This window comes from Bosea sp. OAE506 (assembly GCF_040546595.1).
In the GTDB taxonomy this organism is placed as follows: Bacteria; Pseudomonadota; Alphaproteobacteria; order Rhizobiales; family Beijerinckiaceae; genus Allobosea.
Window position 1 is genome coordinate 659,437 of sequence record NZ_JBEPOB010000001.1, and the last position, 13,649, is coordinate 673,085.

13 protein-coding genes and 1 tRNA gene are annotated in these 13,649 nt (G+C 66.6%); 6 read left to right on the forward strand and 8 right to left on the reverse strand.

Going from position 1 to position 13,649, the window contains the following annotated elements:
• Positions 1–14 precede the first annotated feature (14 nt).
• From ABIE41_RS03155 to ABIE41_RS03180, 6 genes are all read right to left on the reverse strand, one after another.
• A complete protein-coding gene (locus ABIE41_RS03155) occupies positions 15–1,553 on the reverse strand; it encodes a YifB family Mg chelatase-like AAA ATPase (RefSeq protein WP_192643370.1) in 1,539 nt (512 codons plus the stop codon).
• A gap of 68 nt (positions 1,554–1,621) precedes the next feature.
• Positions 1,622–3,787: a TRAP transporter permease gene (locus tag ABIE41_RS03160; RefSeq protein ID WP_192643371.1), complete on the reverse strand. Its 2,166-nt coding sequence runs from the start codon at positions 3,785–3,787 to the stop codon at positions 1,622–1,624.
• A 178-nt stretch (positions 3,788–3,965) separates the two neighbouring features.
• Complete coding sequence (locus ABIE41_RS03165; protein WP_192643372.1) at positions 3,966–4,946, reverse strand: TAXI family TRAP transporter solute-binding subunit; 981 nt, start codon at positions 4,944–4,946, stop codon at positions 3,966–3,968.
• Positions 4,947–5,040: 94 nt separating this feature from the next.
• Positions 5,041–5,628 (reverse strand): TIGR00645 family protein, encoded by a 588-nt coding sequence (locus ABIE41_RS03170; RefSeq protein ID WP_192643373.1) that lies wholly within the window; start codon positions 5,626–5,628, stop codon positions 5,041–5,043.
• A 71-nt stretch (positions 5,629–5,699) separates the two neighbouring features.
• Positions 5,700–6,359, reverse strand: a complete 660-nt coding sequence (gene msrA, locus ABIE41_RS03175; RefSeq protein WP_192643741.1) for a peptide-methionine (S)-S-oxide reductase MsrA — start codon at positions 6,357–6,359, stop codon at positions 5,700–5,702.
• Positions 6,360–6,436: 77 nt separating this feature from the next.
• On the reverse strand, positions 6,437–6,757 hold the full coding sequence (locus ABIE41_RS03180; protein WP_192643374.1) for a PetM family of cytochrome b6f complex subunit 7: 321 nt from the start codon (positions 6,755–6,757) through the stop codon (positions 6,437–6,439).
• 194 nt (positions 6,758–6,951) lie between these two features.
• Here ABIE41_RS03180 and ABIE41_RS03185 point away from each other — a divergent pair.
• A tRNA-Ser gene (locus ABIE41_RS03185) sits at positions 6,952–7,041 on the forward strand.
• A 56-nt stretch (positions 7,042–7,097) separates the two neighbouring features.
• On the opposite strand, the gene ABIE41_RS03190 is transcribed toward ABIE41_RS03185, so the two are convergent.
• Both ABIE41_RS03190 and ABIE41_RS03195 read right to left on the reverse strand, forming a co-directional pair.
• Positions 7,098–7,967 carry a CPBP family intramembrane glutamic endopeptidase gene (locus ABIE41_RS03190; protein WP_192643375.1) on the reverse strand — a complete coding sequence of 290 codons (870 nt, stop codon included), beginning with the start codon at positions 7,965–7,967 and terminating at the stop codon, positions 7,098–7,100.
• A gap of 14 nt (positions 7,968–7,981) precedes the next feature.
• Positions 7,982–8,278, reverse strand: coding sequence for a hypothetical protein (locus tag ABIE41_RS03195; RefSeq protein ID WP_192643376.1), 297 nt, complete (start codon positions 8,276–8,278; stop codon positions 7,982–7,984).
• On the opposite strand from ABIE41_RS03195, the gene ABIE41_RS03200 reads away from it, so the two are divergent.
• From ABIE41_RS03200 to ABIE41_RS03220, 5 genes are all read left to right on the forward strand, one after another.
• Entirely contained in the window at positions 8,277–9,269 is a 993-nt protein-coding gene (locus ABIE41_RS03200) for a TRAP transporter substrate-binding protein (RefSeq protein WP_192643377.1), read from the forward strand. The two genes, ABIE41_RS03195 and ABIE41_RS03200, sit on opposite strands and share 2 nt — an antisense overlap.
• A 74-nt stretch (positions 9,270–9,343) precedes the next feature.
• On the forward strand, positions 9,344–9,862 hold the full coding sequence (locus tag ABIE41_RS03205) for a TRAP transporter small permease (RefSeq protein WP_192643378.1): 519 nt from the start codon (positions 9,344–9,346) through the stop codon (positions 9,860–9,862).
• The gene (locus ABIE41_RS03210; RefSeq protein WP_192643379.1) at positions 9,859–11,178 is read left to right on the forward strand and encodes a TRAP transporter large permease; all 1,320 of its coding nucleotides are present in this window, start codon (positions 9,859–9,861) and stop codon (positions 11,176–11,178) included. Before ABIE41_RS03205 ends, ABIE41_RS03210 begins: the two co-directional genes overlap by 4 nt.
• Before the next feature lie 186 nt (positions 11,179–11,364).
• On the forward strand, positions 11,365–12,387 hold the full coding sequence (locus tag ABIE41_RS03215) for an amino acid ABC transporter substrate-binding protein (RefSeq protein WP_210320960.1): 1,023 nt from the start codon (positions 11,365–11,367) through the stop codon (positions 12,385–12,387).
• Between the two features lie 89 nt (positions 12,388–12,476).
• Positions 12,477–13,649, forward strand: coding sequence for an amino acid ABC transporter permease (locus tag ABIE41_RS03220; protein ID WP_192643381.1), 1,173 nt, complete (start codon positions 12,477–12,479; stop codon positions 13,647–13,649).

Here is a 13,649-nt window from a genome sequence, read left to right on the forward strand (position 1 = left end):
GGCTCCGCCGACGCTCAGGCGGCCTGCGCGACCTGGTCGCTGCGCGTGCGGTAGGACAGGGCTTCCGCCAGATGAATTCGGCCGACCCTGGCTTCGCCATCGAGATCGGCCAGCGTGCGGGCGACCTTGAGCACGCGGTGATAGGCGCGCGCGGTCAGGCGCATGGCATCGGCAGCGTCGCGCAACAGGGCGAGCCCGGCATTGTCGGGCCGCGCGATCTCGTCGAGCACCGGCGCAGGACAGGCCGCGTTGGTGGTGACACCACTCAGGCCCAGCGCCTCGAAACGGGCCGTCTGCAAGCGCCGCGCCGCGGCGACGCGGGCGGCGACCTCGGCCGAGCCCTCGCTCGCCGCCGGCAGGATCAGGTCGGCGGCGGTGACCGCGGGCACGTTGATGGCGATGTCGATGCGATCGAGCATCGGGCCGGAAATGCGGCTCTGGTACTGCGCCATGCAGCGCTCGTTCTGCTGGCGACGGCAGGCGAAGCCAGGCTCGGTCGCCTTGCCGCATCGGCAGGGATTCATTGCCGCGACCAGCTGGAAACGGGCCGGATAGATCGCGCGGTGATTGGCGCGCGAGATCAGCACGTCCCCGGTCTCCATCGGCTGGCGCAAGGCATCCAGCGCCTGGGCCTGAAACTCCGGCAGTTCGTCAAGAAAGAGCACGCCGTGATGGGCGAGCGACACCTCGCCGGGCTTGGCCTGCAGGCCGCCGCCGACGAGTGCCGCCATGGAAGCCGAATGGTGGGGCGCGCGGAAGGGCCGCCGGTCGGTCAGTGCGCCCTCGGCGAGATGGCCCGCGACCGACAGGACCATCGAGACCTCGAGCAGTTCGCGCGGGCCGAGCGGCGGCAGGATCGAGGGCAGCCGGCTCGCCAGCATCGACTTTCCGGCGCCGGGCGGGCCGTTCATCAGGAGGTTGTGGCCGCCGGCGGCTGCGATCTCGAGGACGCGTTTGGCGCTTTCCTGGCCCTTGATGTCGGCGAGATCGGGCAACGGGCCGGCCTGGCGGGCGACTGCCGGCTCCGGCCGCGCCATCACCTGCGTGCCCTTGAAGTGGTTGGCGAGCTGGATCAGCGAGCGCGGCGCGAGGATGTCGATGTCGGCCGCCGCCCAGGCGGCTTCCGGCCCGCAGGCATGGGGGCAGATCAGCCCCTGCCCCCGGCCATAGGCCGCAATCGCCGCCGGCAGCACGCCCGCGACTGCGCTGATCGAGCCGTCGAGCGCGAGTTCGCCCAGCACGGTGTAACCGGCGAGGGCATCGGCGGGGATCGCCCCGATCGCCGCCATGACGCCGAGCGCGATGGGCAGATCGTAATGGCTACCCTCCTTGGGCAGGTCGGCCGGAGCGAGGTTGACCGTGATGCGCTTGGCCGGCAGGGCGAGACCCGAGGCAATCAGCGCCGAACGCACCCGCTCCTTGCTCTCGCCCACTGCCTTGTCGGGCAGACCGACGAGGATGAAATTGACGCCGCCGGGCGTGACCTGCACCTGGACATCGACGGCGCGTGCCTCGATGCCCTCGAACGCCACCGTCGCGACCCGCGTCACCATCAGCGCCACCCCATGCCCGAGGGAAGGCTAGCGGAGCTTCGGGCCGCGCGCAAGAACAGATCAGGAACTCAGGCGGGGGCGGCCGCATTCCTGCGCGCCACCACCTGTCGCAGCAGTACGGGTGCGGCGATGACGAAGCCCGCCAGCACGCTGGTCGGCGTGGCCAGGATCATCGGCAGGGCAGCAAGCCCGATCACCACCCGTTCCCACATCGCCAGCGTGGCCAGGAACCAGCCGGAGAAGGCCGCGGAGAGGAAGGTGATGCTGATGATGCAGGCTGCGGTGCAGCCGACGAGCTCGGTCCAGGTGAAGCCCGGCACCATGATGAGCATGGAGGGCGAGAACACGAAGACGAAGGGCACCAGCACCTTGCCGAGCGCCAATCTAAAGGCGGTGTTGCCGGTCTTGAACGGGTCGGCGCCCGCCATGCTCGCCCCGGCATAGGCCGCGATCGCCACTGGGGGCGTGATGTCCGCCAGCACGCCGTAATAGAACACGAAGAAATGGGCGACGAGCGGGTTGACCCCGAGCATGCCGAGCGCGGGTGCCGCCACGGTCACCATGATGATGTAGTTGGCCGTTGTCGGGACGCCGCAGCCGAGCAGGATGCAGACGACGCCCGTCAGCAGCAGGGTGAAGAACAGCGTCGCGCTCTTCAGGTCGAAGGGGAAAAACGGGATCAACCCGGAGACGCCGCGCGCCCACTGGTCGGCCAGCGAGGTCACGATCCAGGAAATTTTGAAGCCGACGCCGGTCAGCGTGACCACGCCGACGATGATGCCGACGGTCGCGGCGGCCGCACCGACGCCGATGGCGTATTTTGCGCCGAGGATGAAGGCGTCGATCATGTCGTCGACGCGCTTGCGGCCCTCAACCGACTTCATCAGCACGCCATGGGCCATGACCAGGAAGGCCGCCGCCGTGAGGCCGAGATTGACGCCCGGCACGCGCAGGAACTCGGTCGGCGCGGCGATGCCGATCGCGACCGCGAAGACCAGGGCCGAGGCGGCGCGATGCTGCGCCAGGCCGACGAGCATGCAGCCCGTGATGCCCCAGAAGGCAGCGAGATAGGGCGTGTAGCCGGTGAACAGCACCATGATCAGTGCAAAGAGCGGCGCGATCGTCGGCCAGTCACGGGCGAAGACCTCGGAGAGCTTCGGCGCGTCGGCATCGGTCATGCCGCCCATGCCCGAGCGCTTCGCCTCGAAATGCACCTGCATCAGCACGCCGAAGAAATGCATGAAGGCCGGGATGATCGCGGCAATGATGATGGTGGCGTAGGGCAGGTTGAGGAACTCGACCATCAGGAAGGCGGCCGCCCCCATGATCGGCGGGGTGATCTGTCCGCCCGTGGCGGCGGTCGATTCCACGGCGGCCGCGAAGTGGCGCTTGTAGCCCAGCCGGATCATCATCGGGATCGTCAGCGAGCCGACGGTCACGGTGTTGGCGACCGAGGAGCCGGAGATCATGCCAAACAGTGCCGAGCCGAAGATCGAGACCTTGGCCGGCCCGCCGGCATAGCGCCCGGCGACGGCCGCCGCGACGCCGAGGAAGAGCCGGCCCAGCCCGATGCGGGTGGCGAGCACGCCAAACAGCACAAAATGGAAAACGTAGGTCGCGACCACGCCGAGAGCGACGCCATAGACGCCCTGGCTGGTCAGGTAGAGGTGATTGACGAGGTTCGACCAGGTCGAGCCCGGATGCAGGAAGATGCCCGGAAACCAGTTGCCGAAGATCGCATAGGTCATCGCGAAGAGCGCGATCAGCGGCAGGCCCCAGCCGATGGCGCGGCGCGTCGCCTCGATCATCAGCACGATGGTGATCGTGCCCATGGCGACGTCGAGCCCCGAGGGATTGCCGACGCGGAAGACCATGTCCTCGAAGATCCAGGGGACATAGAGGCTGGAGACCGCGACCGCGAGCGCGAAGATCCAGTCATAGAGCGGCACGCCGCCCGGCCGCAGCCATGTCGAGGCGTAGACCGTGCCGGATTCACTCTTGCGGGCCGAGAAGACGAGGAAGATCAGCCCGAGCACGAAGGCGAGGTGCACACCGCGATGGGTCGTCTCGCGCAGCAGGCCGAAGCCCGCGGTGTAGTAGTGGAAGGCCGAGAGGGCCAGCAGCAGCCCGCCAACGATCAGCGCGGTGCCATGCGGCACCTTGCGGAACTGCATCTCGGGATCGAGTTCCTCCTCGAGCTTTGCGAGTTCGGCGGCGGTGGGCTGGCTGGTCATGGGCGCTTTTTCGATCAGTTCGCGTGCAATCCGACGCAAAGGGAAGCGCGCGTCATCCCGGGCGCAGCGAAGCGAAGACCCGGGATCCATTCCGGAACGGTTCCGGCATGGATCCCGGATCGGCGCCGCTTCGCGGCTTGTCCGGGATGACGGCGCGGATACGCGGCCGTCAGTGGCCTTACTTCAGCAGGCCGGCTTCCTTGTAGAAGCGCTCGGCGCCGGGATGCAGCGGCACGCCCTGCAGGCCGTTGAGGGCAGTCGCCTTCTGGATCGCCTTGCCCTTGGCGTGGCCGGAATCGAGCGCGGCGCGGGCCTTGTCGCTCCAGAGGGCCTTGGTCACGGCATAGACCGTGTCGGCCGAGATCTTGGACGAGGTCACCCAATGGGCACCGACGGCCACCGTCTTGACCGCACCAACATCCTTGTAGGTGCCGGCCGGAATCTCGTCGACGGCGAAGAAGGGGAAGTCCTTGGCGAGCTTCTCGGCGGGAGCGCCCGTGATCGGCAGGATGTCGATGCCCGAGCCGGTCGAGGCCAGCTCCGAGATCGCCGCCGCCGGGAAGCCGCCGGTGAAGAAGAAGGCGTCGACCGAGCCGTCCTTCATCTTTTCCGCCGCCTGGTTGGGCTTGAGATATTCGGGCGTGATGTCCTTCTCGCCGACGCCGAAGGCGGCCAGGATTGCCTTGGCATTCAGGAGCGTGCCGGAGCCGGGCTCGTCGAGCGAGACCTTCTTGCCCTTGAGGTCGGCGACGCTCTTCACGTTCGAGGCCTTGCGCACGACGAGGTGGACGCTCTCGGGATAGAGGTTCGCGATCGAGCGCAACTCTTCGATCTTCGGCTTGCCCTCGAAGACGCCGGTGCCGGAATAGGCCCAGAAGGCGACATCGGCCTGGACGAAGCCGGACTCGGCCGCGCCGCCGACGATCGCATTGACGTTGGCGACCGAGCCGTTGCTGGCGACGGCGGTGGAGACGAGCTGCGGGGGCGAGGAGATCGCGTTCGCGATCAGGCCGCCGATCGGGTAATAGGTGCCGGCGGTGCCGCCGGTTCCGATGCGGAAGAAGGCCGGCGCCTGGGCGAACGCGAGCCCGGCGGCCAGGGCCGCGCCGCCAAGGGCGAGACCGGCGACGACGAATTTCGAACGACGATGCAGTGACATGTCAGGCTCCCGATAAAGGGAGGCACTGTCTTGGGCTTTCCAGCGCCGATCAACTGAAAAGTTAAGGCTTGGTTACGCCGCCCACATGCCGGCGTCAGGTCGTCGGCGCGGAGGGCGTCCCCTTGCCCTTCTTGCCACCATTGGCCTCGCCCGAGATCCGGTCCGTCCAGGCCATCACCAGGCCAGAGGCGACGAAGACCACATGGACCACGACGTACCACATCAGGTCGCGGTCGCTGGTGCCCTTCACATTCATGAAGGCCTTGAGGAGCTGGATGGCCGAGATCGCGACGATCGATGAGATCAGCTTCAGCTTGAGCCCGGAGAAGTCGATCTTCGACATCCATTCCGGCCAGTTGCGGCTGGTGCCGGCATCGATCTTAGCGACGAAGTTCTCGTAGCCCGAGAAGATCACGATCACGATCAGCGAGCCGGTGAAGGTGAGGTCGATCAGCGCGAGCACCGCAAGGATGACCTCGGCCTCCGTCGCGGTGAAGACATGGGTGATGAAGTGCCAGGCCTCCTGCAGCGCCTTCAGCAGGAGGCCTGCCAGGCCGACGACCAGCAGGAGATAGAAGGGTGCCAGCAGCCAGCGGCTGAAGGACAGCGCCTCGCCGAAGCCGCGCGACAACCCCCCACTGCGCGAGGCGGCCTCGCCCCCGTCAAAGCTTTCGCCCGCCATCGTTCCCGCCCCTCACCAGCCGCCGTGGCTCGCATGTGCCACGCCGCCCGCCTTGCCTTCAAGCCGGCCGCTCAGGCGGCTGCGACGCCCACGCCGATCGGGCAGGAGACGCCGGTGCCACCGAGCCCGCAATAGCCGGCCGGGTTCTTGGCGAGATACTGCTGGTGATAGTCCTCGGCGAAATAGAAGGTCGGCGAATCGAGGATCTCGGTGGTGATAGGCCCATAGCCGCGCGCCGCCAGCGCCTGCTGGTAATCGGCGCGGGAGCGCTCGGCGACGGCGCGCTGGCTCGCATCCGTCACATAGATGCCGGAGCGGTACTGCGTGCCGACATCGTTGCCCTGGCGCATGCCCTGGGTCGGGTCGTGGCTTTCCCAGAAGGTCTTGAGCAGCGCCTCATAGGGCAGCACGGCGGGGTCGAAGACGACCATCACCACCTCGTTGTGGCCGGTGCGGCCCGAGCAGACCTCCTCATAGGTCGGGTTGGGCGTGAAGCCTGCGATGTAGCCGACCGCGGTCGTCCAGATCCCCTCGCCCATCTGCCAGAACTTGCGCTCGGCGCCCCAGAAGCAGCCCAGCCCGAAGATCGCGACCCGCATCCCCTCCGGGTAGGGGCCGACGAGCGGACGCTTGTTGACGAAGTGACGCTCGGCCGTCGGAAGCGGCGTGTCGCGGCCAGGAAGGGCCTCGTGGGCCTCGGGCAGGGCGGTCTTCTTGCGCAGGAAGAACATGGCGGGCTCCGTATCGGTTTCCGTCATGATATGGGGATCGCGGCCGGTTTTCGACAGATGGTGTGGCCCTCGCCGCTTCACCGTCTCGTGACGACGCCGATGCCGGGCTCGAGCGGGGCGCCCAGCCGGAGCAGCAGGAAGCCGAGCAGCAGCGCGACGAGCGCGGCGGGCGCCAGCAGCAGGGTCGTCAGCACCGGATCCCAGACCCACGCTGGGAGGTGGCGTTCGACCAGGGGCCGCAATGCTTCGCTGCGGGCACCCGACAGCGTGGTCACCGCGAGATCGACGGGCGTATAGCGCAGGCTGGAATTGGCTATGGAGCGGGCGCCGTCGATGACGAGGGAGACGAAGCCGGCCGCCACGAGCAGGTAACCCAGAAGCCGCAGCAGGAACCGCAAGCGCCACACTCCTTCGCTCAATCCGCACCGATCGGGCCGGGCGCCTTCCGTGGCGCAGCTCTGGCCGGCCGCCCCGATGTGCCCCTTCGCCCGCCCCTTTGCAACCGGGCGAACCGCGCCCCGCGGCGCGATCTGTCGAGGGCTGCGAGAACGCGCTTGAAAGAAGTCCGCCCCGCGGTCATAAGCAGCGCGCCGGACAGGTGGCCGAGTGGTTGAAGGCGCACGCCTGGAAAGTGTGTATACGGGAAACCGTATCGCGGGTTCGAATCCCGCCCTGTCCGCCATTCCCCACAACTGCATAGCGGCGCCACCGTCGGCGGTTTGACGCGTCCGCTGCGGGTCAGCCGGTGCGCCTCCAGAGCGGCGGCACGATCCTGCCGCGCCTGACGGCCAGGATCAGCATGACAACGCCCGTTGCGGTGCAGAGCGCAAAGGCGATCAGCGACGATTCCAGACCGAAGCTGCCGCCGGTGAGCAGGTCGGGCCCCTTGATGTTGGAGCGGATCAGACCCGGCTCGGGCGCATTCCCGGAGACGATCCCCGAGAAAATGGCGGACTGGGTATAGTTCCACGCCATGTGGAAGCCGATGCTGAGCCAGAGACGACGGGTCAGCATATAGGCCGCCGCCAGCAGCAGGCCGGCTTCGATGCTGATATAAATCGCGCCGAGTAGCGTGCCGGCCGGGTTCGCCAGATGCACGAGGCCGAATACGAGGGCTGAGACCGCCAGCGAAATCCAGCTGCCGAAGATGTCCTCGACGCAGCGGAACAGCACGCCGCGAAAGATCAGCTCCTCGAAGACGCCCGAACTGAGCGCCATCGCGACGGCCGGAATCACGAAGGTCCAGGGGTTCAGGCCCTCGATGCGGTACATGCCGAAGGCGATCAGGATCATCACGCAGGCGCTGTAGAGGCCGGCGCCGACCAGCAGGCCGGTGGCCCATTCCCGCCCCGCGCCCGACAGGGACAGTTCGTCGACGGGACGGCGCTCGATCCAGCGCGCATATCCCACATAGAAGGCGGTCGCGATGGCCGCCAGGCCCGCTGCGACCGCGATGGATTTCAACGGCGCCGCCTTGAAATACTCCATCAGGGTGTTGCTGGCGACCATCAGCACAAAGACCGGCCCGCCGAGCAGGACCAGACGCGTGAACGGAGACTGCAGGATGCGCCGCCACAAGGTCGGCTCGCGAGCGAAGGCGCCGTTCATCTCTAATCCGACCTTCAACAGATGATGAGACCGCTCCCGATCATGCTGTTTTGCCCGGCAAAAGCCAGTACCGGATTGGCTGCGGCAAGCTTTTCCGTCGCCGCTCGCGCAAGGGAAGCGGCGCGCAATACACGCCGCCAAGGGCTTTTTCGAGCCCAGAGGGCCCGGCAGAACACCCATTCCTGCCGAAAGGTCAGCAACTTCATCGTCGTTTGCAGCGGCCGTTCTTGGTGATGGCCAAGCCCGGGATTGTCTGACAAACTGTCGAAAGCTCCCATCAGAGGGGCGTGCAGGGAGAGGACATTTTTCATGGAACGCAGAGTCTTGCTCAAGGGCATCGGCGCGGTGGCCGCCACGATCGCCGCCCCCGCCATCGTCCGGGCCCAGGCCGTACCGACGCTGGTCGGCGCCGTGCAGTTCGGCGACGCGCACCCGTTCACGCAGGGCCTCCTCAAATTCGAGGAGCGCGTGAAGGCGCTCTACAACAAGCCGGTCAACTTCACCCTGCACAAGGATTCCTCGCTCGGGCTCGAGAAGCAGTATTTCGAGTACATGGCGCAGGGGAAGAACGTCGACTACGCGGTTGTCTCGCCCGCCCATATGTCGACCTTCGCCAAGGCCGCGCCCTTCATCGACGCGCCCTTCGTCTTCCGCGACTTCGCCCATATGGAAGCGGTGGTGAACAAGGGTCTACTCAACCCGATCGCCGACGAGATCGAGAAGAAGGCCGGCGTCCGGCTGATCGGCTATGGCGGCGGCGGCGTGCGCAACCTCTTCGCCAACAAGCCTCTGAAGAACGTTGCCGAGATCAAGGGCCTGAAGGTTCGCGTCCAGGGCGCGCCGATCTGGTCGCGCAGCTTCGCGGCCATCGGCATGTCGCCGACGGTGATCGCCTATAACGAGATTTACAACGCCATCCAGAACAACGTCATCTCGGCGGCGGAGAATGAAGCGGCCGGCATCGAGCAGATGAAGTTCTTCGAGGTCGCGCCCAACATCCTGATGACCCAGCACGCGGTCTCGGTCCGGCCGATCTGCTTCTCGATGAAGACCATGGCGACCCTGCCCAAGGACCTGCAGGACGCCGTGATCCAGGCCGGCAAGGAAGCCGCCGACTATGAGCGCAAGGTCGAATCGGGCGGCGATTCCGAGATCCTCGCCAGGCTCGAGGCGGCGGGCCGGCTGAAGCGGATCCCGTTCGAGGACCGCGCCACCATGCAGAAGCTCGCCGAGCCGATCATGCAGGCCTATGCGAAGGAAATCGACGCCAGCGGCATCCAGACCGCCATCGCCGGCGTCTGAACCCTCAAGCCCCGATCCCGCCGCCCTGGGCGCGTCTGCGCCCAGGGCTTTGCCTTCGCACGCGGAACCCTTTCATGGATGCCTCTCTGTCTGGCAGGCCCGGCCTGTGGCGGCGCATGACGGCTGCCTATTCACAACTGCTGTCGACCGTCGTCGTCTTTTCCGTCGGCATCCTGGTGGTGCCCGTGATGCTGCAGATCATCTCGCGCTACACCGATTTGATCCCGTCCTATATCTGGACGGAGGAACTGGCCCGCTTCCTGTTCATCTGGACGGTGATGATCGGCGCGATCCTGGGCGTGCGTGACAGCGCGCATTTCGACGTCGACCTGCTGCCCAATCTGGGCGCGAGGGGAGATGCGTTCATGCGCATCGTCGCCAAGCTCGGCGTGCTCGTGATCGCCATCGTCTTCGTCACCGGCGGCATCGAGTTCACCAAATTCGCCTGGAATCGGACCTCCGAGCTGGCCGAACTGCCGCTCTGGCTCATCCATATCGCCTGGCCCATCACGGGGCTGAGCTGGATCGTCTTCCTCGGCGAGCAGTTCACCGACGATCTGCGCGTCCTCTTCGGAAAGAGCATCAGCCCATGACCGGCAGCGTTCTCTCCTCGGGGCAGGCTGCCTCCATCCTGTTCGGCTGTTTCTTCCTCGGCCTTTTCCTGCGGATCCCCGTCGCCTTCGCGCTTGGCCTGGCCTGCCTGCCGATCCTGATCATCGAGCCCCGGCTCGATTCGATGACGCTGATGAGCGAGACGTTCAACGCGTTCAACTCGTTCATCCTGCTTGCGGTGCCGTTCTTCCTGCTGACGGCCAACCTGATGAATGTCGGAGGTGTGACCGACCGGCTGATGAGTCTGTCGCGCGCTCTCGTCGGGCATTTTCCGGGTGGCCTCGCCCAGATCAACGTCGTCCTGTCCTTCTTCTTCGCCGGCATTTCCGGCTCCTCGACGGCCGATGCCGCGAGCCAGTCGAAGATCTTCATCGAGGCCCAGCGCAAGGAAGGCTACGACGACAGCTTCTCGGTCGCGATCACCGCCGTCTCGGCGGTGCTGGCGGTGATCATCCCGCCCTCGATCCTGATGATCGTCTGGGGCGGAATCCTGACGACATCGATCGGCGCGCTGTTCCTCGCCGGCGTCATCCCCGGCCTGCTGATCGGCGTGGCACAGATGGCGACGGTCCACGCCTATGCGGTCCGGCGCGGCTACCCGACATATCCGCGCTCCTCCGTCAGGCAGGTGTTCTCGGCCGTCGAGCGGGCCGCGCTGGCGCTGCTGACGCCCGGCATCATCATCGGCGGCAAGGTCTTCGGCTGGTTCACCGCCACCGAATCGGCGGCGATCGCCGTGGTCTATGCCGCCTTCCTGTCGCTTCTGGTCTATCGGGAGATGAACCTAAAGGGGCTCTATGCGGCCCTGCTCGACACCGGCAAGCTCGCCGGCGTGACGCTGTTCTGCGTCGGCACGGCGTCGGCCTTCGGCTGGCTCATGGCCTATTACAAGATGCCGCAGGCGATCCTCACCGGCGTATCGGCCTGGGGCATGGGTTTCTACGAGACCGGCTTCTTCATCGCCGGCATCTTCCTGCTCGTCGGCTGCTTCCTCGACGCGATTCCCGCGATCATCATCGTCGGGCCGATCCTCGCGCCCCTGGCCAAGACGGTGATGATGGATCCGGTGCATTTCGCCATGATCGGCATCGTCAGCCTCGCCTTCGGGCTGGTGACGCCGCCCTACGGGCTGTGCCTGATGATCGCCTGCTCGGTTGCCGGCATCAGCATGCGCTCGGCGATCAAGGACACGATGATCATGCTGATGCCGATGCTGATCGTGCTGGCGCTGATCATCATGTGGCCGACCGTCTCGCTGTTCCTGCCGAGCCTGATCTCGCCGGAGTTCCTGAACTGACCTCACCTCTCCGCACGAGGGCGATCGCGGCGGCCGATGCGCCGCCGCTTGGGGCCGGCGCGCGACCTCCTCGCCATCGGCGGGGAGCGCGCCTCGCAACCGCTTGAAGCTGGTTCCGACTGGAACTACGCTGCCTGCAACGCACCGGACTAAAGGGTGCGATGGAGGAAACGGTAGATGACTCGCATGATCAGCAAAATCGCGACGCTCGGCTTCCTGGCGGCGGTCGCCGCCCTGGCGGCGAGCCCGGCCTCGGCCCAGGCCACGCTCGACGTCGTGAAGAAGCGTGGCAAGGTGCTCTGCGGCGTCTCGCCCAGCTCGGCCGGCTATTCCTATGCCGACGACAAGGGCGTGCGGAAGGGCTTCGATTCGGATGTCTGCCGGGCGGTCTCCTCGGCGGTGTTCGGCGCGCCCGACAAGGTCGAGTTCGTGCCGCTGAACACGAATATCCGCTTCCAGGCGCTGCAATCGGGCGAGATCGACGTGCTCTCGCGCCAGACCACGATGACCTTCTCGCGCGACAACTCGCTCGGCCTCGATTTCGGACCGGTCGTCTTCTATGACGGCCAGGGCCTGATGGTGAATGCCAAGCTCGGCGTGAAGAGCGCCAGCGAACTCTCGCAGGCGGCTATCTGCCTGCTGCCGGGCACGACGACGCTGCAGAACCTCGAGGACTACTTCAAGCCGCGCGGCATCAAGTATGAATCCGTCGTGTTCGAGGACAACAACGAGTGGCGCAACGCCTTCTTCTCGGGCCGCTGCGACGTCATCACCACCGACCGCTCCGACCTCGCCTCGGTCCGCGCCGTCGCCAACGACCCCAAGCAGTTCGTGATCCTGCCCGAGACGATCTCGAAGGAGCCGCTGGCCCCCGTGGTGCGCCAGAACGACAGCAACTGGAAGGATATCGTCTCCTGGTCGGTCTACACGCTGATCGCGGCGGAGGAGTACGGCATCACCCAGGCCAATGTGGACGAGAAGCTCCAGAGCAAGGAGCCAGAGGTGCAGCGCATGCTCGGCGTCACCGGCGATCTCGGCAAGATGCTGAACCTCGACAACAAATGGGCCTACAACATCATCAAGCAGAACGGGAATTACGGTGAGCTGTTCGAGCGCAGCCTCGGCGAGAAGACGCCGCTCGGCCTGACGCGCGGCCCCAACCAGCTCTGGACCAAGGGCGGCCTGCTCTACTCGCCTCCCTTCCGTTGAGCGACGCCGGCCCCTGCCCGGGGCCGAGACCCGGACCCCGCGGGCGGCGCCCTGGTGCCGCCCGCCTTGCCCGTCGCCCGGAATCCGCCATGGCCTCGTCTTCGTCGAACCCGCTGCGCCTGCTCAACGATCTGCGCGTGCGGGCCGTGCTCTACCAGGTCGTGGCGGTGGCGCTCGTCGTCGGCGTCGGGCTTTATCTCTTCGGGAACGTCTCGCGGAAGCTGGCGGAGCAGAACATCGCGACCGGCTTCGCCTATCTCGACCGGCCGGCCGGCTTCGTCATCAGCCAGTCCTTCATCGCCTATGAGTCCGGCAACAGCTATGCCCGCGCCCTGCTGGTCGGCATCCTCAACACGATCTTCGTCTCGGTCTTCGCGGTCATCCTCGCGACGACGCTGGGGCTGATCGTCGGCATCGCGCGGCTCTCGCGCAACCCGATGCTGTCGCTGCTCGCCAAGCTCTATGTCGAGGCGCTGCGCAACGTGCCGCTGCTGCTCTACCTCTTTCTCTGGTACGCGCTGATCGTGGCGGTGTTTCCGCCGGTGCGCGAAGCCTGGCAGCCGATCCCCGAGGTCTTCGTCAGCAATGGCGGGCTGATCGTACCCTCGCTGCGCTGGTCGCCCGCCCATAGCGGCGTGCTGCTGGCGGCGCTTGCTGGCGTGGTCCTCGCCTTCGTCGTGGCCGGCAGGCTGCGCCGACAGCGGGTGGCGACGGGCATCGAACGCCCGGCCTGGCCCTTCGTGCTGCTCGCCCTGCTGCTGCCACCGCTGCTGGCGACGCTCCTGCTGCAGCCGGATCTCGTGGTGAACTGGCCGGAAAAGGGCCGCTTCCGCATCACCGGCGGCGTGCAGGTGACGCCCGAATTCACAGCGCTGCTGGTCGGGCTCGGGCTTTCGTCTTCCGCCGGCATCGCCGAGATCGTGCGCGCCGGCATCCTGTCGGTCGGGCGCGGGCAATGGGAGGCGTCGCGCTCGGTGGGGCTTCGCGACGGACAGACCATGCGGCTCGTGGTGCTGCCGCAGGCGCTGCGCGTGATCGTGCCGCCGCTGACGAGTTCCTACCTCTCGACCTTCAAGAACTCGTCGCTGGCGATCGCGATCGGCTATCCCGACCTCGTCATGGTCTCGAACACGACGATGAACCAGACCGGCCAGGCGATCGAAGGCATCGCCATCTTCATGCTGGTCTATCTCGGCATGTCGATCTCGATCTCGCTGTTCATGAACTGGTACAATGCGCGCGTCGCGCTGGTGGAGCGCTGA

What these genes read in the sequence shown, in the direction of transcription:
- ABIE41_RS03155 (WP_192643370.1), bottom strand. Translation starts at nt 1,553, where the DNA reads ATGGTGACGCGGGTCGCGACGGTGGCGTTCGAGGGCATCGAGGCACGC.
- ABIE41_RS03160 (WP_192643371.1), bottom strand. Translation starts at nt 3,787, where the DNA reads ATGACCAGCCAGCCCACCGCCGCCGAACTCGCAAAGCTCGAGGAGGAA.
- ABIE41_RS03165 (WP_192643372.1), bottom strand. Translation starts at nt 4,946, where the DNA reads ATGTCACTGCATCGTCGTTCGAAATTCGTCGTCGCCGGTCTCGCCCTT.
- ABIE41_RS03170 (WP_192643373.1), bottom strand. Translation starts at nt 5,628, where the DNA reads ATGGCGGGCGAAAGCTTTGACGGGGGCGAGGCCGCCTCGCGCAGTGGG.
- msrA (WP_192643741.1), bottom strand. Translation starts at nt 6,359, where the DNA reads ATGTTCTTCCTGCGCAAGAAGACCGCCCTGCCCGAGGCCCACGAGGCC.
- ABIE41_RS03190 (WP_192643375.1), bottom strand. Translation starts at nt 7,967, where the DNA reads ATGAACGGCGCCTTCGCTCGCGAGCCGACCTTGTGGCGGCGCATCCTG.
- ABIE41_RS03200 (WP_192643377.1), top strand. Translation starts at nt 8,277, where the DNA reads ATGGAACGCAGAGTCTTGCTCAAGGGCATCGGCGCGGTGGCCGCCACG.
- ABIE41_RS03195 (WP_192643376.1), bottom strand. Translation starts at nt 8,278, where the DNA reads ATGAAAAATGTCCTCTCCCTGCACGCCCCTCTGATGGGAGCTTTCGAC.
- ABIE41_RS03205 (WP_192643378.1), top strand. Translation starts at nt 9,344, where the DNA reads ATGGATGCCTCTCTGTCTGGCAGGCCCGGCCTGTGGCGGCGCATGACG.
- ABIE41_RS03210 (WP_192643379.1), top strand. Translation starts at nt 9,859, where the DNA reads ATGACCGGCAGCGTTCTCTCCTCGGGGCAGGCTGCCTCCATCCTGTTC.
- ABIE41_RS03215 (WP_210320960.1), top strand. Translation starts at nt 11,365, where the DNA reads ATGATCAGCAAAATCGCGACGCTCGGCTTCCTGGCGGCGGTCGCCGCC.
- ABIE41_RS03220 (WP_192643381.1), top strand. Translation starts at nt 12,477, where the DNA reads ATGGCCTCGTCTTCGTCGAACCCGCTGCGCCTGCTCAACGATCTGCGC.